19 protein-coding genes and 1 riboswitch are annotated in these 21,669 nt (G+C 68.5%); of the genes, 4 read left to right on the forward strand and 15 right to left on the reverse strand.

Annotated elements, in window-relative coordinates:
• Positions 1-46 precede the first annotated feature (46 nt).
• The 7 genes from rpmA to D6T63_RS11430 all read right to left on the reverse strand — a co-directional run bounded on the left by rpmA (position 47) and on the right by D6T63_RS11430 (position 11,987).
• Complete coding sequence (gene rpmA / locus D6T63_RS11400) at positions 47-307, reverse strand: 50S ribosomal protein L27 (RefSeq protein WP_028280075.1); 261 nt, start codon at positions 305-307, stop codon at positions 47-49.
• A gap of 57 nt (positions 308-364) precedes the next feature.
• On the reverse strand, positions 365-673 hold the full coding sequence (gene rplU / locus D6T63_RS11405) for a 50S ribosomal protein L21 (RefSeq protein WP_120149157.1): 309 nt from the start codon (positions 671-673) through the stop codon (positions 365-367).
• A gap of 219 nt (positions 674-892) precedes the next feature.
• Positions 893-2,482 (reverse strand): bifunctional hydroxymethylpyrimidine kinase/phosphomethylpyrimidine kinase, encoded by a 1,590-nt coding sequence (thiD, locus tag D6T63_RS11410; protein WP_120149158.1) that lies wholly within the window; start codon positions 2,480-2,482, stop codon positions 893-895.
• Positions 2,474-2,587: riboswitch (TPP riboswitch) on the reverse strand. Its footprint overlaps the gene before it by 9 nt.
• Positions 2,588-2,715: 128 nt before the next feature.
• Entirely contained in the window at positions 2,716-6,090 is a 3,375-nt protein-coding gene (locus tag D6T63_RS11415; RefSeq protein WP_120149159.1) for an Rne/Rng family ribonuclease, read from the reverse strand.
• Positions 6,091-6,544: 454 nt separating this feature from the next.
• Positions 6,545-8,518, reverse strand: a complete 1,974-nt coding sequence (gene dxs, locus D6T63_RS11420; RefSeq protein ID WP_120149160.1) for a 1-deoxy-D-xylulose-5-phosphate synthase — start codon at positions 8,516-8,518, stop codon at positions 6,545-6,547.
• A 127-nt stretch (positions 8,519-8,645) separates the two neighbouring features.
• Positions 8,646-10,001 (reverse strand): class I SAM-dependent RNA methyltransferase, encoded by a 1,356-nt coding sequence (locus D6T63_RS11425; protein WP_120149161.1) that lies wholly within the window; start codon positions 9,999-10,001, stop codon positions 8,646-8,648.
• A 9-nt stretch (positions 10,002-10,010) separates the two neighbouring features.
• Positions 10,011-11,987, reverse strand: a complete 1,977-nt coding sequence (locus D6T63_RS11430; protein WP_235830692.1) for an APC family permease — start codon at positions 11,985-11,987, stop codon at positions 10,011-10,013.
• A 92-nt stretch (positions 11,988-12,079) separates the two neighbouring features.
• On the opposite strand from D6T63_RS11430, the gene D6T63_RS11435 reads away from it, so the two are divergent.
• Both D6T63_RS11435 and D6T63_RS11440 read left to right on the forward strand, forming a co-directional pair.
• Complete coding sequence (locus D6T63_RS11435; protein WP_120149287.1) at positions 12,080-12,754, forward strand: potassium channel family protein; 675 nt, start codon at positions 12,080-12,082, stop codon at positions 12,752-12,754.
• Complete coding sequence (locus D6T63_RS11440) at positions 12,751-13,428, forward strand: potassium channel family protein (RefSeq protein WP_120149162.1); 678 nt, start codon at positions 12,751-12,753, stop codon at positions 13,426-13,428. Before D6T63_RS11435 ends, D6T63_RS11440 begins: the two co-directional genes overlap by 4 nt.
• On the opposite strand, the gene D6T63_RS11445 is transcribed toward D6T63_RS11440, so the two are convergent.
• The 4 genes from D6T63_RS11445 to dut all read right to left on the reverse strand — a co-directional run bounded on the left by D6T63_RS11445 (position 13,425) and on the right by dut (position 16,243).
• Positions 13,425-14,321: a DUF3159 domain-containing protein gene (locus D6T63_RS11445; RefSeq protein ID WP_120149163.1), complete on the reverse strand. Its 897-nt coding sequence runs from the start codon at positions 14,319-14,321 to the stop codon at positions 13,425-13,427. The two genes, D6T63_RS11440 and D6T63_RS11445, sit on opposite strands and share 4 nt — an antisense overlap.
• Positions 14,322-14,344: 23 nt before the next feature.
• Positions 14,345-14,725 carry a hypothetical protein gene (locus tag D6T63_RS11450; protein ID WP_235830693.1) on the reverse strand — a complete coding sequence of 127 codons (381 nt, stop codon included), beginning with the start codon at positions 14,723-14,725 and terminating at the stop codon, positions 14,345-14,347.
• Between the two features lie 5 nt (positions 14,726-14,730).
• On the reverse strand, positions 14,731-15,459 hold the full coding sequence (locus D6T63_RS11455) for a DUF3710 domain-containing protein (protein WP_235830714.1): 729 nt from the start codon (positions 15,457-15,459) through the stop codon (positions 14,731-14,733).
• A gap of 283 nt (positions 15,460-15,742) precedes the next feature.
• On the reverse strand, positions 15,743-16,243 hold the full coding sequence (dut, locus tag D6T63_RS11460; RefSeq protein WP_120149165.1) for a dUTP diphosphatase: 501 nt from the start codon (positions 16,241-16,243) through the stop codon (positions 15,743-15,745).
• 260 nt (positions 16,244-16,503) lie between these two features.
• Between dut and D6T63_RS11465 the strand changes: the two genes are divergently transcribed.
• Positions 16,504-16,980: a DUF3093 domain-containing protein gene (locus tag D6T63_RS11465; RefSeq protein ID WP_120149166.1), complete on the forward strand. Its 477-nt coding sequence runs from the start codon at positions 16,504-16,506 to the stop codon at positions 16,978-16,980.
• A 25-nt stretch (positions 16,981-17,005) separates the two neighbouring features.
• Here D6T63_RS11465 and D6T63_RS11470 read toward each other — a convergent pair whose 3' ends face one another.
• Positions 17,006-17,329, reverse strand: a complete 324-nt coding sequence (locus tag D6T63_RS11470; protein ID WP_120149167.1) for a DUF4193 domain-containing protein — start codon at positions 17,327-17,329, stop codon at positions 17,006-17,008.
• 189 nt (positions 17,330-17,518) lie between these two features.
• On the opposite strand from D6T63_RS11470, the gene sepH reads away from it, so the two are divergent.
• Positions 17,519-18,841 carry a septation protein SepH gene (sepH, locus tag D6T63_RS11475; RefSeq protein WP_120149168.1) on the forward strand — a complete coding sequence of 441 codons (1,323 nt, stop codon included), beginning with the start codon at positions 17,519-17,521 and terminating at the stop codon, positions 18,839-18,841.
• Between the two features lie 95 nt (positions 18,842-18,936).
• Here sepH and D6T63_RS11480 read toward each other — a convergent pair whose 3' ends face one another.
• The 3 genes from D6T63_RS11480 to D6T63_RS11490 are packed head-to-tail and all read right to left on the reverse strand — an operon-like array spanning position 18,937 to position 21,637.
• The gene (locus D6T63_RS11480; protein WP_120149289.1) at positions 18,937-19,758 is read right to left on the reverse strand and encodes a thymidine kinase; all 822 of its coding nucleotides are present in this window, start codon (positions 19,756-19,758) and stop codon (positions 18,937-18,939) included.
• On the reverse strand, positions 19,751-20,953 hold the full coding sequence (locus D6T63_RS11485; RefSeq protein WP_120149169.1) for an alkaline phosphatase family protein: 1,203 nt from the start codon (positions 20,951-20,953) through the stop codon (positions 19,751-19,753). The genes D6T63_RS11480 and D6T63_RS11485 overlap by 8 nt, the downstream gene beginning before the upstream one ends.
• Positions 20,954-20,959: 6 nt before the next feature.
• Positions 20,960-21,637: a DUF5998 family protein gene (locus D6T63_RS11490; RefSeq protein ID WP_120149170.1), complete on the reverse strand. Its 678-nt coding sequence runs from the start codon at positions 21,635-21,637 to the stop codon at positions 20,960-20,962.
• Positions 21,638-21,669: the final 32 nt, after the last annotated feature.

Consider the following 21,669-nt stretch of genomic DNA (forward strand, 5'->3'; position numbering starts at 1 on the left):
AGACTCACCCCACCCGAATGCTTGGTGCACTGTTGCGCAGGCAGAACTACTCTGCTGCCGCGCCTACGATGTTGACGACCTTGCGACCGCGACGGGTACCGAATTCAACGGCACCTGCCTCGAGTGCGAACAGGGTGTCGTCGCCGCCGCGGCCGACATTGGCGCCCGGGTGGAAGTGGGTACCGCGCTGGCGGACGATGATCTCGCCGGCCTTGACGACCTGGCCACCGAAGCGCTTGACGCCGAGGTACTGTGCGTTCGAATCGCGGCCGTTACGAGTGGAGCTTGCGCCCTTCTTATGTGCCATGAGTTATGCCTGCCTTCGCTGAAGTTTCGTACGTGACCGATCGCGAGTCCGAAGGGACTACGCGATGCCTGTGATTTTGACGCGGGTCAGTTCCGAACGGTGACCCTGGCGCTTCTTGTAGCCGGTCTTGTTCTTGAACTTCTGGATGACAATCTTCGGTCCACGAAGATTCTCGATGATCTCGGCAGTGACGGCGACCTTCTCGAGGTCCTCCGCTGCGGAGGTGATCTTGGCGCCGTCAACCAGAAGGAGGGCGGGAAGCTTGAACGTGCTTCCTGCCTTACCGGTGACGCGGTCAAGGGTAACGAGGTCTCCTACAGAAACCTTTTCTTGGCGGCCGCCTGCGCGGACAATCGCGTACACCACTTGGGAACTCACTTCTCTCGACGATCTGACTTCTGATGAAAAAACTCGGGTGCGTCTCGGCGGCGAGCCGTTGAAGGCTCATGGTGCCGGACCCGCTCTGTGCGACCAGAACACCGCAACCCTGGGGCTGCTCGTGTCCGGTGGACATCCTTCAGGGGAAACCCCGTACGGTTGCCGCCGGACATGCCGGTTAACAGGCGGATGCACCGAAGATCCAGATTACGGCAGGACGGCGCCTTCCCGCAAATCCGCGGCCTGAAGCGACCCGGCCTGCATCCGGGAGGACCGGGCTGCGTCGAAGAAGTCCCGCTCGTAGACGGAGGACCAGTGGAACGCCCTCAGCATCGCATCCCGTTCGGTGGGCGAAGCGCATCTGTGTGCGCGGTCGGCGACACGCTTCGCCTGCGCGGTCGCCTCGGCGAATCCAGGGTCCGCGTAGGTGGCGATCCACTGTGCGTAGGGATGGACACCGTCGGGACCACGCTCCACCCCTTCGTCCCGCACCTGTTCCTGCACGTAGTCCCCAACCATGGCGTAGAGCCAGAAGCAGGGAAGGACGGCGGCCACGAGCTCCGCATAGGAGCCCCGGGCGGCCGTTGCCGTGAGGTGGTCGCAGTACGCGCGCGTGACCGGATCCGCGGAACCCTCGCCGAAACGCGTCCCGGCCTCCCTCGTGAGCCACGTCCTGTGCAGCTCCGCCTCGGTCTCCAGGCACGACGTCGCGGCCCGGAGCCAGAACAGCCGCTCGTCGTCAGCGGGAGCAAGGGCCGCTGTCCGGGCGAGGACGCCGGAGTACTCCCGGAGGTACAGGGCGTCCTGCTGCAGGTAGTAGGAGAAGTCGGCAGGCCGCAGGCTGCCGTCGGTCAGCCCGGCGACGAAGGGAAGGCCGAGGATGTCCCTGCGAACCGCGGCGGTATCGCGCCACGCGAGGTCGGTGAAGAGCTGGTGATGGCGGGACTCGGGCATCGAGTGGAAGTGGTGGACCGGGCCGCTGCCACGTCCCACATCCAGGGAACATGAGGACTCGAGCGCACCTTCGAGCCAGAACTTCGCCTCACGCACGGCCTCCAACCAGTCGGAGGTGACCGCGTAACGCGTGGCGATGGCGGACGAGAGCGAGCATCCCGTCCCGTGCGCATTCTCCGTGTCCACCCGCCGGCCGTCGACGACGACCGTCTGCTCTGGTTCACCCGGCCCCTGTGGACCAGGGATGAGAGCGTCGGGACAACGTTCGCCGGGAAGGTGCCCGCCCTTCACGAGGACGCGCGTCCCGAGGAGCGCGGCCAGCACCTCACCCTGGTGCAGGGCCTCGGGCCAGGAGGCCGCCGGCTCGGCGCCCACGAGGACGGCGAGCTCCGCGATGTTGGGGGTGACGAGGGACGCGCGGGCGGCCAGGTCGACGACGGCCCGCACCGCGTCGTCGTCGAGCAGTCGGGCGCCGCTGGTGGCGACCATCACCGGATCGAGCACGACGACGGCCGGGAGCACGTCGTCGAGCCACTGGGCGACGCAGCGGGCGACGTCGGCGCTACCGAGCATTCCGATCTTCACGGCGTCGAGCGCGACGTCGTCCGAGACGGCGTCGAGTTGCCGGCGCAGGAACTCGACGGGCGGCGTGTGCACGCCCGTGACGCCGAGCGTGTTCTGGGCAGTCAGGGCCGTCACGACCGCCAACGCATAGCCGCCGTTGGCACTGATGCTCTTGATATCCGCCTGGATACCCGCCCCACCGCTGGGGTCCGATCCGGCGACGCTGAGGATGTTGGGGATCCTGGAGCCTGCGCTCCTCGATGTTCGGGCAGCTTCCATGTGTGACATCCCTCCGCTAGGCCTGAGGCGCAGCGCGCCCACTAGATCAGGTTCGACGGGTTTGATCTCAGCCCTGCATCCGGCAGGGCACCCCGTGTCACGGGCCAGCATAGCCCAGCCGCCCTCGGGGTGGAGGCCGCGCACGGGGCGCACACACGGGAGGGCCGGAGCCCTGATGGACTCCGGCCCTCCCGACCGTCGTGTCCGGACCTGCCGGTGCGACGGCTGCAGCCCTACAGCTCCGAGGCCGGTACTCCGACGCCGAAGATCAGTGGCTCGGCCGCGGAGGCGTCGGGCGTACGGGCGGGCGCCTGGGCACGTGACACGTGCCGCGTGCCCGACGGTTCGGCGGCGTTGTCGGTGCCCTGCGTCTCGATGGCGGTGTCCGCCGCACCCTGTGCGCTGCGGGCGACACGACGGCGCGGACGGCGAACCGGAGGCTCGACCGGTCCTGCCGCGGGCGCGTTCTGCACCGCGGCCTGCGCCGGCCTCGAATTCCCCGTGCCTGCAGACTCGGCGGGGTGCTGAACAGCATCCTCGGGATGGGAGCCGGATTCAGGGACCGACCTCCGATTGAATGCCTCGCTGAGGCTGTCGAGCGTCAGGCGGGTCGACGACGGTGCCTCCGCCTCCTCCTGCACGACCTGGCGGCGGTTCTCCGCCCGGGGCAGCGTGACCGTCTCACCGTTGATGGTCAGCACGGCTTCCGTCACCTGGATGTCCGCCTGGGCTACCGCATGATCTGTCGGCTCCTCGTGGGCATGATGGGTCGCTGCCGCGATGCTCGCCAGGGCCGCACGCGCAGCCTCCGCCTTCGCGACGCGGTCAGGGCTGTCCGCCACGGGCGCGGGAGGCGGGGTCACGACGTCGTCCTGCTCCTGGCCACCCCGGCCGCGGTTCCGCTTGCGCTCGCTGCGCGAGAGCTTGTCCTGGCGGGACTGCTGCTGGTTGTCCGGCATGGGAGGGGAACCGCGGAATTCCACGGGCTCCATGTGGGTGACGACGCCACGGCCGGCACAGTGCTCGCAGTCCTCGCCGAAGACCTCCAGCAGACCGGTGCCCATGCGCTTCCGCGTCATCTGGACGAGGCCCAGCGAGGTCACCTCGGCAACCTGGTGCTTGGTCCTGTCCCGTCCGAGGCATTCGACCAGTCGACGCAGGACGAGGTCGCGGTTCGCTTCCAGCACCATGTCGATGAAGTCGATCACGATGATGCCACCGATGTCGCGGAGTCGGAGTTGGCGGACGACCTCCTCTGCTGCCTCGAGGTTGTTCTTGGTGACGGTCTCCTCGAGGTTTCCGCCGCTGCCGGTGAACTTGCCGGTGTTGACGTCGACCACGGTCATGGCCTCGGTCCGGTCGATGACGAGCGAACCGCCCGACGGCAGGAAGACCTTGCGTTCGAGGGCCTTGGAGATCTGCTCGTCGATGCGCGACGCCGTGAAGATGTCCTCCTCACTGGTCCACTTCTCGAGCCTGCCCACGAGATCGGGCGCCACGTACATGACGTAGGCCTCGATGGTGTCCCAGGCGTCCTCACCCGAGACGACGAGCTTGGAGAAGTCTTCGTTGAAGACATCCCGGACCACCTTGATGGTGAGGTCGGGCTCGCCGTAGAGCAGTTCGGGGGCCAGCGTCTTGGTCGAGCCGGCCTTCCGCTCGATCTCCTCCCACTGAGCGCGAAGACGGTTGATGTCGTGCGTCAGCTCCTCCTCGCTGGCGCCCTCGGCCGCGGTGCGGACGATCACGCCGGCGTTCTCGGGCAGGCGGTCCTTGAGGATGCGCTTGAGGCGGTTGCGCTCGACATCGGGCAGCTTGCGGGAGATGCCCGTCATGGAACCGCCGGGGACGTACACGAGGTAGCGCCCGGGCAGGGAGATCTGGCTGGTCAGGCGGGCACCCTTGTGTCCCACGGGATCCTTGGTGACCTGCACGAGGACCGGATCACCGGACTTCAGCGCGAGCTCGATGCGACGCGGCTGCCCGTCGAGGCCCGCAGCGTCCCAGTTGACCTCACCGGCGTAGAGGACCGCGTTGCGGCCGCGTCCGATGTCGACGAAGGCCGCTTCCATGCTGGGGAGCACGTTCTGCACCTTACCGACGTACACGTTCCCGATCAGGGAGTCCTGCTGTGTCCTCGAGACGAAATGCTCCGCGAGGATACCGTCCTCGAGCACGCCGATCTGGATCCTGTCGTCGCTCTGGCGGACGATCATCTGGCGGTCCACTGATTCGCGGCGCGCGAGGAACTCGGCCTCGGTGATGACCTGCCGACGCCGGCCCGTGTCCCGGGATTCGCGGCGGCGCTGCTTCTTCGCCTCGAGGCGCGTGGACCCGCGCACGCTGGTCACGCCGTCGGAGGCGGGCTCGTTGGCCTGACGGGGAGCCCGAACTCGCGTGACCGTGTTGGGCGGATCGTCGTCCTCGCCACCGGTCAGTTCGAGGTCCTGGTCGCCTCGGCGGCGCCGGCGCCGACGGCGCGACGTCACGCCTGCGGCATCCTCGGGGCCGTTCGTACCCGAGCCCTCGTCGGCGTCGTCCGCCCCGGACGCCGCGGCGTCGCCGGACTGGTTCGAGTTCGACTGGCCCTGGACCGACTGGCCGGCCTCGCCGCGGGTGCGGTTCCGCGTGCGGCGGCTGCGGCGCGAACGGGGACCCGAATCCTCGGTCTCCCCTTCTTCCGTCGCCTCGTCCTGCGGTGCGGCGACCCGCACGGACGGGACGGTGACGGTACTGAGATCGGGAGCCTGGAACAGCAGCGAGAGCGGTGATTCAGGAATCGCGAAGGGGTCGAAGCGGTTTGCGGCAGAATCTTCCGCGGATTCGTCCGTGGCCTCTCCGTCGGGTTCCAGGGCGGCCTTGTCAGCTGCGTCCGCGGCCGGAGCCGTCACTGCGGCAGGCGTCGACGGCGGTGCGCCGGGGTCGGTTGATGCCGCGGCGGGGACGGGACCTGCTGTGCCGGCTGAATCCTGGGACTCGGTACCCGAGGTCTCGACGGGCTCGGACGCCCGGCGGGTTCGGCTCCGGCTCGATGTCCTGCGTGCGCGAGCGGGCTTCTCCTCCGCCGCAGCGGACGCATCGGCGCTGCCGGCCGGGGCGTCCGTCGCCGTGGTCGAGCTCGCGACGGGGGTGGAATCGACGGGAACCTCGTCAGCCGCGACCGGAGTTGGCTCGACGACGCGGGCCGGCCCGGCCTCGGCCGAAGCAGCACGCCGGCGTGTGCGGGGAGCGCGGACGGCGGCGGGTGCCGTCGTGGACTGCGCTGCTGCTGCGCCGGTGGCGGCTTCCGCCGTGGATGCGGTGCCCGGTTCGACAACCGCCTGGGCAGCATCGGATGCCGCATCGGTGGTGCCGGCTGTAGCTGGGGCGGTCTCGTCCGTCACGACGACGGGCTTGCGGGCGCGCGTGGCCCTCTTCCGGACGGGTGCAGCAGCAGCGTCGCTATCAGCGGTTGGTTCCGGCGCTTTCGGTGGTGCTCCCGCCGGCGCGCTCGCCGTGCGGCGCTTCCTCGGCGCCTTCGCCGGTGCGGCAGCCACCTGGGGTTCCTGGGTGGGAGCGGCTGCTTCCGCCACGTTCTGTTCGTTTCCCTGCTGTTCTGACTGATCCATGGGTCTCGCTCCAAACCCCTGCGGCACCGGCCACATTCCAGCGCCCGCCAGGGCGGTATGTCGGCCGGCCGCGGGCCCTTCGCCCGGCGGCTGACCGGAAGTCGTTGTCATGTCGTCCGAGGTCACACCGTCAAGGGGGTGCGGAATCACTCGGAGACCAGTGGCGCTTTTCCACCTCAGCCGCCCTTGCGGACGGTGGGTTCCTCCAGCGGATTCCGCCTACTTCCGCCGACGGGGCGGACTCGGTAGGGCAGAAGCATCGCTCGCGGAACGGAAGCCTGTCACTGGACCGGCGTGGGAATGTGGTTCCCCTGCCAGCCTTCGTCATTGTCTCACACCACCCCCTGGAAGGGCCTGCGGCGCGGCCTGAACCCGCTCGGCGTCGGGTTCTCTCCGCCGTCCATCGGATGCGACCGGCGAAAGCCGCTTCCGATGGCTGGGACGGCCGGGACCGTCAGTGCTTCGGCAGCTGTCCCGTGACCGGCGCCGTTTCATCGGCCAGCGGGCGGGCGACCGGTACCTTCGTGCCCAGGACCTGTGCGACGACGTCGTGCGTGATTTTCTGCGCGGTCAGGCCGACCCGCTCGAGCACCTGGCTGCGAGACCCGTGGTCGAGGAACTCGACCGGCAGTCCGACCTCGTTGAGCGCCGTATCGACCCCCGCGGACCGCATCTCCTGGCGGATGCGTGAACCGACACCGCCGGCCCGGACACCGTCCTCGATCACGATCACGATGCGGTGCTCGGCGGCGATGTCGATCACGGAGCGACGGACCGGCAGGAGCCAGCGCGGATCGATGACGGTGGAGCTGATGCCCTGCGCGCCGAGCCTGTTCGATACGTCGAGGGCGAGTTCACTCATCGCTCCCACGCTGATGATCAGGACGTCGTTGTGGCGGGAGCCGGCGGGCCTCCGGGAGAGGACGTCGACGCCGTCGCCGAGCCTCTCGACAGCTTCCACTTCCGCACCGACGGATCCCTTGGAATAGCGGACCACGCTCGGTGCGTCCGAAATGGCGACGGCTTCGCGCAGTTCCTCGCGCAGCCGGGACGCGTCACGCGGCGCAGCGAGGTGGAGGCCGGGCACGGCCTGCAGCAGGGCGAGGTCCCACATGCCGTGGTGGCTCGCGCCGTCCGGTCCCGTGACGCCCGACCGGTCGAGGACCACTGTCACGCCGGCCTTGTGCAGGGCGACATCCATCAGGAGCTGGTCGAAGGCACGGTTCAGGAAGGTCGCGTACAGGGCGATGACCGGATGGAGGCCGCCGAAGGCCATGCCGGCGGCACTCGTCAGGGCGTGCTGCTCCGCGATGCCGACGTCGAAGACGCGGTCAGGATGGCGGGCGGCGAAGCGGTGCAGGCCGACCGGGATGAGCATGGCGCCGGTGATGCCGACGATGTCGGGGCGCTCATCGGCGATGTCGGCGATCTCGTTCGCGAAGACCGACGTCCAGGACTGGTGGCCGGCGGCGTCGATGGGCTCACCGGTCTCCGGATCGATGATGCCGACGGCATGGAACTGGTCCGCCTCGTGGGCGCGTGCCGGCGCGTAGCCGTGCCCCTTCTCCGTGATGGCGTGGACGATCACCGGGCCCTCGTAGTTCTTGGCAAGGTGCAGTGCCTGTTCGACGGCGGACTGGTCATGGCCGTCGACCGGGCCTACGTACTTCATCCCGAGGTCCTCGAAGAGTCCCTGCGGGGCCCACCAGTCCTTGATGCCCTTCTTCATCGCGTGGAGGCTCTTGTAGCTGAACTCGCCGACGGTGCCACCGTTCTGCATGCGCAGCTTGACCCAGTCCAGCGTGCGCTCGTAGACGCGGTGCGTGCGGACGGAGTCGAGCGTGGGACGAAGTGAGGCGAGATAGTCGGCGACGCCGCCGATGGTCGGCGCGTACGAGCGGCCGTTGTCATTGACCACGATCACGACGCGGCGGCGCTTGTCCGCGGCGATGTTGTTCAGCGCTTCCCAGGCCATGCCGCCGGTCAGCGCTCCGTCTCCGACGAGGACGACGGTGTAGCGGTCGCCCTCGCCGCTCAGGACACGGGCGCGGGAGATCCCGTCCGCCCACGAGAGCGAGGACGAGGCGTGGGAGCTCTCGACGACGTCGTGAACGGACTCTGCGCGGGAGGGGTACCCGGAGAGACCGCCCTGCTGGCGGAGGGTGCTGAAGTCCTGGCGTCCGGTCACCAGCTTGTGCACGTAGGACTGATGCCCCGTGTCGAAGATGATGCTGTCGCGCGGTGAGTCGAAGACGCGGTGGATACCGAGCGTCAGCTCCACCACCCCGAGGTTGGGGCCGAGGTGGCCGCCGGTCCTCGAGACGGTGCTGACCAGGAAACTACGGATCTCCCTCGCGAGAGCCGTCAGTTGCAGGTTGCTCAGCTTGCTCAGATCCTGTGGGCCGTGGATCGTTTCCAGAAGTCCCATCGGCGCCTCCTTGGTTCGTTCGGCGTGGCGGCAGGTCGCCCTCGATTGATCTTAACTCTAACGTTCGGGCTTCCTGCAGGGTGCCATCGACGGCACCAGGCCGCAGCGCTTGATTCTCCCCGGGGCGTCAGGCCGCGGGCGGCAGGAGACGTGCGAAGGACTCCATGTGGTGCGTATGGGGGTAGAGATCGAACACGCGCAGCGTGTCGAGGGTCCACCCGGCAGCGAAGAAGTATCCGAGGTCGCGAGCGAAGGACGCGGGATCGCAGGACACGTACCCCACGGCCCTGGGCCGGGCAGCGACGATCTGCCGGACGACCTTCTTTCCCGCCCCGGCGCGCGGCGGATCGAGCAGGACGACGTCCAGCGGGTCGTTCCAGCCTCCGAGTACTGCGTCCACCCGTCCCTGGACGATGGACACGTGGTCCTGGCCGTGCAGGTTGCGGCGTGCATCACGGCTGGCGCCCGCCGAGCCCTCCACGGACAGGACGGCCCCGTCCGGTCCGACGGCGCGGGCCAGCGGCACGGTGAAGAGTCCCGCGCCTGCATACAGGTCCGCGAACCGCTCCCCGGCTGCGGGCTGGAGCCCGTCGAGCACGGCCGACACAAGAGCTTCCGGCGCCGCGCGGTGGATCTGCCAGAAGCCCGCCCCGGTGACGCGGTAGTCGATGCCGAGTACGTTCTCCTGGAGCCAGGTACGGCCCTTCAGCCGCTGCACCTGGCCCGATTCCGGGTCCAGGACGCCCACCGACGCGCCGTCGATCGAGGAGGCCACCGCGGCGACTCGCCGCGGTGTTGTTCCCGATGCGGGAACAAGCAGGACGAGCGGCTCTCCCCCGCCGGACGGGACGGCGACATCGACGCGCTCGACACCACTGAGGTCGAGTGTCCACAGCCGTAGCGCGTTGATCGCGGGGACAGCCAGCGGCATCTCGCGAACCGGAAGGACCTCGTGCGAGCGGTGCAGGTGCATCGCGAGGCGACCGGCGGCATCGACGGCGAAGGCCGCGCGGCTTCGCCAGCCGAGCCCGTCCTCGGACTCCCCCGGAGCGGGCTCCACCAGCACCGTCCTGTCGGTCTTCGCCAGGCGCGTGAGTTGTTCCTCGAAGATCGCGGCCTTCAGGCGCCTCTGCTCCTCCAGCGCGATATGGCCGAATTCAGCGCCGCCGACGGCGGAACGGTTCCTGGCCGCAGCCCGGATCGCGTTCGCGACGGGCCAGGGATGCTCCACCCGGTGCGGTGACGCCTCGAGCACCTCGACGACGTCGGCTCGCCAGAAGCTGGCGTCGGCGGCGGTATCGCTGAAGCGCACACGGACCCGCTCGCCCGGCAGGGCGTGCCGCACGAAGACCACCCGACCCTCGTGGCGGGCGACGAAGTGGCCTCCGTGCGCGGGCCGCTCGATCGTCAGTTCCGCCGTGGTGGAAGCATCCTGCTCGCTTCCCGGGGTGGACGGGGCGGTGGCTGGTACGGCGTCGGTCATGGTGTCTTCCTACTTCAGGTCCTGGTAGATCTGCGCCGCATCGGAGGATGCGAGCTGCCACGGCACACTGGCGACCATCACGCCCGGAACGAAATGCAGGCGCGCCTTGATGCGGAGTGCGGTCTGGTTGTGCACCAATTGCTCCCACCACTTTCCCACCACGTACTCGGGGATGTAGACCACGATCAGGTCGCGGGGCGAGTCCCTGCGCATGGTCCGGATGTAGTCGAGGATCGGCGTGATGGTGTCGCGGTAGGGCGAGGCGAGGACGGTGATGGGCACGGGAATCTCGTATTTCTCCCAGTCGGCGAGGGTCCGGCGTGTCTGCTCGGGATCGACGTCGACGGTGATGGCGTCAAGGCGAGACGGCCGTGAGGCGCGCGCGAAGGCAAGCGCCCTCAGCACCGGCTTGCGGAGGTGTGAGACGAGGATCACGGCGTGAACCCGCGAGGGGAGGGCCCTCAGCCGGACGGCGTCGTCGATCGCGAGCTCCGCGGCGACGGTGTCGTAGTGCTTCTTGATCCTGCGCATGACGTTGAACAGGATCGCCATCGCGAGCACCGCGATCCACGCCCCGTGCTCGAACTTGGTGACGAGGACGACGACGAGGACCGCGGCGGTGAGACCGAATCCCAGTGTATTGATGGCCCGTGACTTGTGGATCGCCCAGCGGTCCTGTTTCCCGACGGTGCTGCGGAGGATCCTGTTCCAGTGGCGGATCAGTCCGAGCTGGCCGCCCGTGAAGGAGACGAAGACACCGACGATGTACAGCTGCACCAGGGCGGTGACATCCGCCCGGAACACCAGGATGAGGACGACGGCGCCGAGCCCGAGCGCCAGGATGCCGTTGCTGAAAGTCAGCCGGTCACCCCTGGTCCGGAGCTGACGCGGCAGGTAGCCGTCCGTGGCGAGGATCGATGCGAGGACGGGGAAGCCACTGAAGGCGGCGTGACCGGCGAGCATCAGGATGAGTGCGGTCGCCGCGACGACCAGGTAGAAGGCGGGCGAACCGGCGTCGAAGACGGTCCGCGCGAGCTGGCTGACCACGGGCGCCTGGATGTAGTCCTCCGGAACGGGCCGACCGTTCAGGAGCAGCTGCGCCGCCGGATTCTGAACCACGTGCACCCGTGTGGCGTTGGCGAGGTAGATGACGCCCGCGAGCATCGCCGAGGAGATCACCCCGAGGATGAGGAGCGTCTTCGCGGCGTTGCGGCTCTGGGGTGCCTCGAAGCGGGGGACGTTGGAGCCCGGTCCCTCGAGACCGGTCAGTGCCGCGGCACCCGCCGAGAAGGCGCGGAGGATCAGGAGTGCACCGGCCAGCCCGACGAGTCCGGCGTCGAGTGCCGGGTCTGGCACGATCTCGAACCGGGCGCTCGGCGCCTGGGCCAGGGTGCCGGTGAACGCCTGGATGATGCCGGTCAGGCACAGTGCGCCGATTCCTGCGAGGAATGCATAGGTGAGGACCGCCCGTGCCCGCACTCCGCGCGTGATGCCGCGCAGGTTCAGCAGCACGAGGACGGCGACACCGACGACGGCGAGGGTGACGCGCGCCCCCTCGATCGCCGGGGCGAGCGAGACGACGTACTGTGCGGCAGCAGAGACGGAGACCGCCACCGTGAGCAGGTAGTCGATCATGAGCGCCGACGCCACCGTGGCGCCGGCCCGGGGGCCGATGTTCTTCTTGGCGATCTCGTAATCGCCCCCACCCGAGGGGTAGGCGTGCACGGCCTGGCGGTAGGAGGCGACGACGACGAGCAGGACGGCGATCACGGCCAGGCCCACCCAGGGTGAGATGGCCACGGACGCGACGCCGGCGAGCGCGAGCGTCAGCAGGATCTCATCCGGGGCGTAGGCGACCGACGAAAGGGCACTCGCGGAAAAGACGGGCATGGCGAAGCGCTTGGGAAGACTCCTGTTCCTGAGCCTGTCGCTGGCGAACGGCTTGCCCACCAGTATCCGTTTGACGGCCTCGAGAAAAGTCAGCACAGCCCACAGACTAGCGCGTCCGCGCCCCCGGGCAGCCACTAGGCTGGGTGCTGGTACGGCAGGATCTACACCAAGAATCAGGGGTGCCCTCGGTGGCTCATTTTGTGATCATGGGATGCGGCAGGGTGGGTGTCAGCCTCGCGCACACGCTCGACGAATCCGGACACTCGGTGGCGATCATCGACCAGGACGACCGTGCGTTCCGGCGACTGCGCTCCTCGTTCGGCGGACGCAAGGTCACCGGTGTCGGCTTCGACCGGGACACCCTCAAGTACGCGGAGATCGGCAATGCCTACGCCTTCGCCGCCGTCTCGAGCGGGGACAACTCGAACATCCTCGCCACCCGCGTGGCCCGCGAGACCTTCCATGTCCCCCACGTCGTCGCCCGCATCTACGATCCGGGACGCGCCGAGATCTACCAGCGCCTCGGCATCCCCACGGTGGCGGCGGTCCGCTGGAGCGCGGATCAGGTACTTCGGCGGATCCTCCCGGAACAGACCATCAACGGCGACTTCCGGGAGACCTCCGGTCGGCTGATCCTGGCGGAACTCGTGCTGAGCGACGCGTGGCTCGGCAGGTCGCTGAGAAGTATCGAAGCGGCGAGCGGTGTGCGGATCGCCTACATCACGCGCTTCGGCGAGGGCACCCTGCCGACCTCCGAGACGAGCTACCAGCAGGGCGATATCCTGCACGCCATGATGAGCACGACGGCGACGGACGAGATCGGACGCGTCCTCGCCGCCGCACCGAAGGAGGACGGATCATGAGGGTGGTCATCGCAGGAGCAGGAAGTGTCGGCTCCTCCATTGCCCGCGAACTGCTCGGCAACAAGCACGAGATCCTGCTCATCGACGAGAAGCCCGAGGTGATCGGCCGCAGTGGGCTCAAGGGCGCCAAGTGGCTCATCGGTGACGCGTGCGAGCTGACCACGCTCAAGGACGCTCGGCTGGACGAGGCCGACGTCGTCGTGTCCGCGACCGGCGACGACAAGGTGAACCTCGTGGTCTCGCTCCTGGCCAAGAGTGAGTTCGGCGTCGGGCGCACGGTGGGACGCGTCAACAATCCCAAGAACGACTGGATGTTCGACGACTCCTGGGGCGTCGACGTGGCCGTGAACACGCCGCGCCTCATGACGGCGCTCGTCGAGGAGGCCGTGGAGGTCGGCGACCTCGTGCGACTGCTGACCCTCCAGACCGGGGCGTCCTCGATCGTCGAGTTCACGGTGCCGCAGGACTCACCCCTGGTCGGCAGCATGATCGGCTCGATCCACCTGCCCGAGGACTGCGCCGTCGTGGCGATCCTGCGGGACGACTCCCCCGTCACACCGAGCCCTGACGACGTGGTCGAGGGCGGCGACGAGATGTTCTTCCTCGCGGCGATCGCCGCCGAGGACGAACTGAGGGTGGCCCTGTCCGCGCGGAGCGACGGGGACGAGGCCTAGACCCCCTGCGGCCCGGTATCGGCGTCGTGCGCCGCACCGGAGGCTGCCGTCGCTGGCCGCGGACGGGACACGATCCATGCGAGCCACAGACCGAGGGCGTAGAGGGGCAGGCCCATGGCGACGCGGGTGGAGCCCAGGGCTGCGATGTTCTCAGCCAGGTAGAGCGGCACCTGCACCACCAGGCGCAGGGCCAGGACCGAGACGATGATCCATGTGGCGATCGAGTAGGCGCGAACACGCACCGGGTCCTTGCGCCACTCGATGCCCTCATTGCGGATGAAGCCGAAGAGGAGTCCGGCGAAGGGCCACCGGAAGATCACCGACGCCGCCATCGCCACGATGTACCCGCCGTTGATGAAGAAGCCCGGGAGGAAGAAGTCCTCGGCATTGCCTGTCCGTAATGCCACGAATGCACAGAACGCCACACCGACGAGCCCGGCAAGGGCCTGCGTGACCGGTGTCTTCGTGATGAGGCGGATGACGGTGAAGACCGCGGAGGCCGCGAGCGCGGCGATGAGCGACACGGTGAGGTCCATCGTGAAGGTGAAGAGCAGGGTGAAGACGAGGCCGGGCACGATACTTTCCGCCAGGCCCTGCATCCCACCGATCGAGGACAGGACATCGATCTGCCCGTCGTCGGCACGCCGTACCCCCGACTTCGCAGCGTACTGCGTGGCGAAGTCCGCCGCAGTGGGTCCTGTCTGCTGTCCCTTGCCCGGCTCCACTCCTCCCGCCGACGCCGGATCCACGGCTGCACCCGTGGGGTAAGAGGGTCCTGGATCGGCGGCCGAAGAAGGCGCGGGCTCGCTCCCGGACGCGGCGGCCGGCGGGCTCGTCGTTTCTCCGCCCGGGGTTCCGGAGGCGGGGAGGGGCTGATTCTCGGGGCGGCTCATGTGCGGACACTCATTCGTACTCCTCAGTCATCCTCGGGGCGGCCGATGATCTCGTAGCGGGGGTTGTACACCGTGGGCGTGCCATCGACCCGGCTCAGCATTCCCTCGAACCGTAGCCCGACCCCTGCCTCGATGCCCGGTACCCGGCGCTGCCCCATCCAGATGAGGAGCACACTCTCGTGCGTGCCGTTCCAGTCGATGCGGGCGAGGGCCCTGAACGACGGCGACGCCGTCACCGGCGCGATCGTCATCCTGTCGATGATCCCGTGTGCCTTGATCCTGCCGCGCGTCGGCAGCGCGGCGGCCGCCGGGTCGGCGGATCGGACGGGTGGCTTCCCCGGTACGGACCGGGCCGCTGGGTCGTATGGGCCGACCGAGCCGGGTTCATCCTGCCGGGAGGGCACGGGCGCTAACGGGTCTCGGTGATCTCGGGCCCGCGCTCGAGGGGGTTGAGGTCCGGGCGCTGGGGCTCGGGGGCCGCCGGAGGTCCGGCTGCCGCGTCCTTCGGCAGCTTCAGAGGCAGGAGCTCGCGCGGTGGCAGGGGGTGGTCACCGCGCACCACGACCACGCTGCGGAACAGACTCTCGATGGCCGCTCCGGCGTTCTGCTCGAGCGCCGCCGGTCCACCGAATACGCCGCGGAGGAACCACCGGGGACCGTTGATACCTACGAATCGCGCGACCCGGAAGCCTGGTTGACCGTCCGGCAGCTCGGCCGGCAACTTGGCCAGGAGCTCGGTGCCGAGCCGGCCGGGACGCTCCTCGACCGTTCCACCCTGCGACCCCACCGAGGCACCGATCTGCTCCCGGATCTCGTCCCAAAGCCCCTCGGTCCTGGGAGCTGCGAAGGCCTGCAACTGCAGCGTGGAGCCGCCGAGGTCCAGTGTCACCGCGATGACGCGCTTGCTGCGCTCCTCGACCTCGAGGCGCAGCTGCAGACCCTCCGCGGCATTGATCCTGAGGGCGCCGAGGTCGATGTAGCCGTTCTCGGTGTCCTGCTCCGATACGTCGAACGGCCCGAGGGTCGTGCGGTCGTACTCTGCACTCGAGACGTGTCCGGCTGGAACGGCCGGCGCCGTTCCATCGCTCGCGACGCCGTCGGTCGCGGCCGGGCCTCCTCCTGCGTCCTGGGTCCCCACTGCCTGTCCACCGTCGACAGGCGCAACCGCATCCTGGCCCGGCGCCTGCTCCGGGCCGGTCTCCGGCGCCTGCTCCGTCTCCGGCCCGGCCTCCGTCTCCGGCTCCTGCTCCGTCTCCGGCTCGGTTTCCGTCTCCTGCTTCACCGACGCGTCGCTGGCGTCGTCCTGCTTCTTCTTCCTGAGGCGCCCAAAAGCCATTCCGGGTCCCTTTCCTGATGACGTGGTCTCTTGCCTGAATTGTGGGGGTGCTGCGTCCGTGCCACGCGGGCGGCACGGCTGAGGATCAGCCGCCTGCAGGAATGCCGACGACGGCGGGTGGGGAGTCCATGCTCCCGAAGCCGCCGGTCGAGCCGAATCCGCCGGTGCCCCGCACGCTCACGGGCAGCTCATCCACGACGTCGAAGACGGCGTGCTCCACGCGCTGGATGACCAGCTGGGCGATCCGGTCCCCCCGGACGAAGCTCACGATCTCACTCCGGTCCGTGTTGAGGAGGCAGACCTTGATCTCACCCCGATACCCGGCGTCGATAGTTCCTGGTGCGTTGACGATCGTGACGCCGTGCCGTACGGCGAGGCCGGATCGGGGGTGGACCAGTCCCGCATATCCGGACGGCAGGGCGATCGCCACGCCCGTCGGGACGAGCACGCGCTCACCGGGCTCCAGCACCACGTCGACCGCTGTCCGCAGGTCGGCGCCCGCGTCACCGTCCGTCGCGTAGGAGGGAGGCTCGAGACCGTCGTCGAGCATCAAGATCTGGACCGGGAGGCCCGGTTGTGCACTCATCGACGTACCCCTTGATGTACCTATGACCGCATCTGCCGACGCAGGCTATCCGGTTACCAGCCCCCCACTTTAGCGCCTTTGCCGGGGCCCTACCTGACAACTCACGGCGCAACAGCGACGCCGCCACGCTCGCCATGCTGCGCCTCCGCCGCTCCTCTGCATCTCCCCCGCCGCACGTCCTCCCGGAGCCTCACCGGTCGAACCACCCGGGCTCCACCGTCGGAGATGAGGTCACCGGGAAAGGATGAAATGCTGGTGTCATGTCAAGCACGTCAGGGGAAGCTCCCCAGAACACACCCGACCAGGCCGTCCTCTACGAGGAGCGCCTCTGGCCTTCGCCGTGGGTCTGGCTGATCGCAGCGGGATTCTCCTCGGCGACGATCGTGATGTTCGCCCCCATCTCGATGGGCGTCGGGTACGGCGTCGCCGCCGTCGTCGCGGTCATCGTCTTCACGCTATTGATCCTGTCGACACCCCGGATCACCGTCACGGCGACGACACTGACCGTGGGTCGTGCCACCATCGAGCGGCAGTACCTCGGTGCGGTGGAATGGTTCGCCGGCGAGGACGCCACCTATCAGCGCGGTCCCGGTCTGAACGGGATCGCGTACCTGTGCATCCGCGGCTGGATCTCGCCGGTCGTCAAGATCGAAGTCACGGATCCCGAGGACAGGACGCCCTACTGGCTCGCATCTTCCCGCAACCCCGAGCGCCTCACCGCCGCCCTCGTCGGCTGACCAGCTGCGGTCCAAGCCCCTCGAATCAGCCCTCGCAGTCCATGCAGTACAGCCGACCGCCACGGTCGTGGGCTATCTGCGATCGATGACGCACGAGGAAACACGAGGCGCAGGTGAATTCGTCGGCCTGCGCCGCCAGGATCTGTACCGAGATCTCCTCGCTGGAGAGGTCCGCTCCGGGCAGATCGAACGAATCCGCCGCCTCGAGCTCTTCCTCATCGATCAGCGCGGCGCTCCGGGCACCCTGCTCAGCTGCCTGCCGGGCTGCCGGATAATCCGTCAGCCCCGGAATGCCGGTGTCGCCGCCGTCGTCGATCGTCGTTCGCGGTGCGTCGTAGTCTGTCGCCATACCTGTTCTTTCACGCTCCATGATGTCTGGACATGCTTCAGCATGTGCTCCACGGCTCCCACAACGCTGGAAACCCCTGTTTTGTGCCCTCAGCCGCAGTGGTGCCCGTCACGCCTGACCGCGTAGTAGGAAAGGCCGCCATTCAGTGGCAAAGTTTCCCCTAGATATTATTGTCGGCTGGAGGAATTGATGCAGGAGTTACGCCTGATGGGTGTCCATGAGGATGGCGAACATCTGCTGTTGAGCGGCGAGATGGGCTCGTCCTACAGACTGCCCATCGATGACGCGCTGCGCGCCGCGAGTTCCGGCGCATCCGGATCACCCGACACAGCGCCACAGCCACGCCCTGCAGAACCTCGCCAGAAAGCGGCGAAAGCTCCGGTCCACCTCACGCCGCGTGACATCCAGGCCCGCATCCGCTCCGGCGCGACGGCGGAGCAGGTTGCCGCGGAATCGGACGCCGACCTCGTCCATGTCCAGCGCTACGAGGGACCGGTACGCGCCGAGCGCGACTACGTGGCCTACCTCGCGCAGCGCGTCGAGGTGGCTACGCCGCTTCCCAGCCACGACGGGTACAGGTCGGCGTTCGGGGACAATCCGGCACTGCTCGGCGACATGGTCGCGTTCCGCGTCCAGAGTTACGGGATCGATCCCGGGTCCCTCGAGTGGGATTCATGGCGCCTGCAGGACGGCTCGTGGCACGTCGAGGCGTCCTTCGATCTGCCGGAGGATTTTGCCGTCGATCTCGGCGAGCAGCCGCCGGCACACTGGACCTACAATCCAACCCGCAAGACCGTGGTGAACGGTAACCGTTGGGCCCAGGTGCTCAGCGAACTCGAGCCGCTCGACGGCCCCCTGCCCGCACGGCGCCTCAGCGCCGTCGCGGACCGCGTCTTCGACTTCGAGGCGGAGAAGGAGGACGAGGCCCCCGACGCGACGGACACGGACCAGGACGGTCTGCTGGACGTCCTGCGCTCACGCCGTGGGCAGCGGCTGGGAACCGACGAGGACGGCGACGACGCCCTCGCGGAACTCCTGACCCGCGGCAGCATCCCTGCCGCACACCCCCGCGACGACGGGAAGGGCCCGGACGCCCCGGAGGAGCAGGACGCCGTGATCCCCGGGCTGTCGCTCGCGCCTCGTGCGGCGGATGACGAGGGCATCGGACAGGTCACGGATGAGCCGGGAACGGAATCCACGCACCACGACGACGGCACCCCGCGGTTGCATGACGGCGTCAGCACGGAGACGCGCGAGATCAGTATCTTCGCGCAGCCCTCACGGAGACTCCAGCCACCCTCCCCGGTGAAGCAGCCCTCCAAGGGTGATGCCGCACCCGGAACAGGAACGCGCGACGGCGTGGCCAGGGACGCCACGCGGGACGCACCGAAGGATCCCGCCAAGGGCGCCGGCAAGGACAGTTCCGACGCCACTGCCGAGCGCAAGGCCAAGCCGAAACGGTCGAGCGTACCCAGCTGGGACGATATCGTCTTCGGCCGCAAGGGCGACTAGCAGGAGGACATAGCGCCGTCCTGTAGGGAGCGGTCCTTCGGTACAGTGCCTTCCCGCGCACCCGTCAGCGGGCGCGGGCTCCGTGTTCGCACTCGTCAGCCGGCGAGGTCTGCGCCCTGCAAACGCGCGGAGCCGTCGTCGGATGGGGCGCCCTGTTCGAACGGCAGGGGCACCTGGTTCACGTAGAGCGACGGCGACGTCCGGGACGTCTGCTGCCGCATGTGGTGGCGTCGGCACAGGGTCTCATAGCCGACCACCGGCTCGCGCAGCGAATGATCAAGACGATCCGGCGGGCCCGGCGATGCGGCGACCGTCGTGCTGGCATGCGCGGTCGAAGCCTCCGGCTCATGCAAGTCGAGTGAGGCGTCAGTATCCTGGTCGACGGGCAGGTCGACATCGCCCACCACCATCTGGTCGCCCTCGACGACCATGACGCCATCGAGCGTGCGCGCGTTGTGCGTGGCACGCTTCCCGCACCAGCACAGGGCCTCGACCTGCAGGACCTGCACGCGGTCCGCGAGCTCGATCAGTCGCTGGGAGCCGGGGAAGAGGCGCGTGCGGAAATCGGAGGTGATGCCGAAGCTGAAGACGTCGATCTCCATCTCATCCACCACGCGCGCCAGCTGGTCGATCTGCTCTGTCGAGTAGAACTGCGCCTCGTCACAAAAGACGTAGTCGATCCGGGCGCCCATGGTCTGGCGAAGCGTCATCTCCGCCCAGAAGTCCGTGTCCGGAAGAACTTCGACGGCCGGGACCTGCAGTCCGAGACGGCTCGAGATCATCGACTCCCCGGCGCGGTCGTGGGAACTGAAGAGCAGCCCACGCCGGCCCCTGGCCTTATGGTTGTGATCCATCTGCAGGGCGAGTGTCGACTTGCCGCAGTCCATGGTGCCCGAGAAGAACAGCAGCTCAGCCACGGCGTGCCCCGGTGCCACTGGTGCGGCGAGGACCGCCCGCCGGCTTCGTCACGGTCAGGAGCGGGATATCCCGTTCGGCGCGGGTGAGGGATCCGTGCTGGCCCACCATGTCGAACGCGGCAGCCTGCACGCGTCGCCCATCGGTGAGGGCGATCCCCTCCCGAGCCAGGACGAGCAGGTCACCGATACGGGGCAGGACGACGTCGCTCACCTCGCCGAAGTAGCCTTGGGCCACGGCTTCGTCGCGCGTGATGATCCAGGCGCGCGTGCCGTAGGCCTCGTCCCACCGGGCAGCGAGCGCATCGCGGTCGGCCTGTCCGAGGCCCGCATCGAGGTAGAGGTGCAGCATGCGGGCCTCGCCGCCCGTGTGGGCCACGCCCTCCACGAGTTCGGAGCGCTCCGAGTAGTCGATGCGCTGTGAAGCAGGCACATCCACCATTCCGTGGTCCGCGGTCAGGAGCAGCAGTGTGTCGGAGGGGACCCGACGGGCCAGCAGCTTCAGCGCCGCGTCCAGGTCCTCGAGCGCCCTCACCCACTCCCGGGAGTTGACGCCGTGGCGATGGCCCGCCTTGTCGAGATCGTTGACGTAGAAGTACATCAGCATGTTCCCGGCCTTCACCAGCTGCTCAGCGGCTGCGTCGACGCGGGCATGGATGGTGTTCGCACCCACGAAGAGTCCACCGCGGAGCGCAGCGCGCGTCATCGGCGAGTCGGCGAAACGGGGCTGGCTCACCGTGACGACCGGCAGGTGTCCGGCCACCCGCTCGAAGACGGTCGGGTGGGGCTGCCAGGCGAGGGGGTCGACGCCGGCATCCCATCGGCCGAGCATGTTCACCACGCGGTCCTGAGCCGGATCGAGGACGTCGTAGCCGACCATGCCGTGCTGGCCGGGTGGGAGTCCGGTACCCAGGCTGGCGAGCGACGCAGCCGTCGTCGAGGGGAAGGCCGACGAGAGGACGCGGGCGGAATCGAGGCTCTCACGAAGGAATGGCGCGTGGGCGGCGTACTTCTTCAGCAGCGTCATGCCGAGCCCGTCCACCATGACGACGGCGACGCGTCGGGAGGCGGGCAGGGACAGTACGTTGGTGAAACCGTCGACGCCGAGGGCGGCAGCTGAACTGGTCAACACCTCGGCCACGGTTGATACGCCGTAGGCGGGCGGAGCCGGGAGGGGCTCCCTGTGCTGTAGGGGCATCGACCGCTACCGCTGGTGGTGCGCCCGGTTGAACCGTCCACCGAAGCCGGGCTGGCGACGAGGAGTCGCGTCGGCTGCCGCAGCGTAGCCGCCGGCCACAGGGCTGGCCGTATTGACCTTCCGCAGGGCACGGGCGAAGGCCTTGGCGTTCTGCACCGCCTGGGCACCGTCCGCCTCGGCGCTGACGCGCAGGACGATGTCCTCCTGCGCGACGGTCCCCGTGAAGCCGTGATCTGCATCGCACTGGGGATCCCCGCAGCTGGCCGGGCCGATGTCGAGCCGTTGCCCTCCCGACCAGGCGATCGCGAGCGTCATCTCGCGCACCTGATCACTGGGCTTGTAGTCCTGGGGCTGCGCGTAGAGGTAGCTGAGGACCACCGAGCGGATCTGGCTGACCGGAACCGATTCGGTCGAGATCTGCGCCGTGACCTGCTCACCGGCGTCGTCGAGCTGCTGGTCGTCGACGTGCGTGATGACGAGCATGTCCTCCGTCAGCACGAGCACCGTGATGTGCCGATGCACCTCGGTACGCTCGAAGTGTGTCTCGAGGTGCGCGACATGCGACAGCGGCTCGCGGCCGTCGAGGGCGTCGTGGACGACATCCGCCACGAGGCGCGGGTAGAAGCCCGCCCGCTCGAGCGATGCATCGAGGTCACGCCACTGGGCGGAAAGCGATGGGGTCATGCCCCCAGTTTCCCCCACCGGGCCGCGTTGTG

The organism is Arthrobacter cheniae (assembly GCF_003602275.1).
Classification (GTDB): domain Bacteria; phylum Actinomycetota; class Actinomycetes; order Actinomycetales; family Micrococcaceae; genus Arthrobacter_D; species Arthrobacter_D cheniae.

Bases quoted from the DNA above. Each gene is read 5' to 3' on its own strand.
- rpmA (WP_028280075.1), bottom strand. From the start codon at position 307: ATGGCACATAAGAAGGGCGCAAGCTCCACTCGTAACGGCCGCGATTCG.
- D6T63_RS11445 (WP_120149163.1), bottom strand. From the start codon at position 14,321: ATGAGCCGCCCCGAGAATCAGCCCCTCCCCGCCTCCGGAACCCCGGGC.
- D6T63_RS11485 (WP_120149169.1), bottom strand. From the start codon at position 20,953: ATGCCCCTACAGCACAGGGAGCCCCTCCCGGCTCCGCCCGCCTACGGC.
- dut (WP_120149165.1), bottom strand. From the start codon at position 16,243: ATGAGTGCACAACCGGGCCTCCCGGTCCAGATCTTGATGCTCGACGAC.
- D6T63_RS11425 (WP_120149161.1), bottom strand. From the start codon at position 10,001: ATGACCGACGCCGTACCAGCCACCGCCCCGTCCACCCCGGGAAGCGAG.
- D6T63_RS11440 (WP_120149162.1), top strand. From the start codon at position 12,751: ATGAGGGTGGTCATCGCAGGAGCAGGAAGTGTCGGCTCCTCCATTGCC.
- D6T63_RS11465 (WP_120149166.1), top strand. From the start codon at position 16,504: ATGTCAAGCACGTCAGGGGAAGCTCCCCAGAACACACCCGACCAGGCC.
- thiD (WP_120149158.1), bottom strand. From the start codon at position 2,482: ATGGAAGCTGCCCGAACATCGAGGAGCGCAGGCTCCAGGATCCCCAAC.
- D6T63_RS11470 (WP_120149167.1), bottom strand. From the start codon at position 17,329: ATGGCGACAGACTACGACGCACCGCGAACGACGATCGACGACGGCGGC.
- dxs (WP_120149160.1), bottom strand. From the start codon at position 8,518: ATGGGACTTCTGGAAACGATCCACGGCCCACAGGATCTGAGCAAGCTG.
- D6T63_RS11490 (WP_120149170.1), bottom strand. From the start codon at position 21,637: ATGACCCCATCGCTTTCCGCCCAGTGGCGTGACCTCGATGCATCGCTC.
- sepH (WP_120149168.1), top strand. From the start codon at position 17,519: ATGCAGGAGTTACGCCTGATGGGTGTCCATGAGGATGGCGAACATCTG.
- D6T63_RS11415 (WP_120149159.1), bottom strand. From the start codon at position 6,090: ATGGATCAGTCAGAACAGCAGGGAAACGAACAGAACGTGGCGGAAGCA.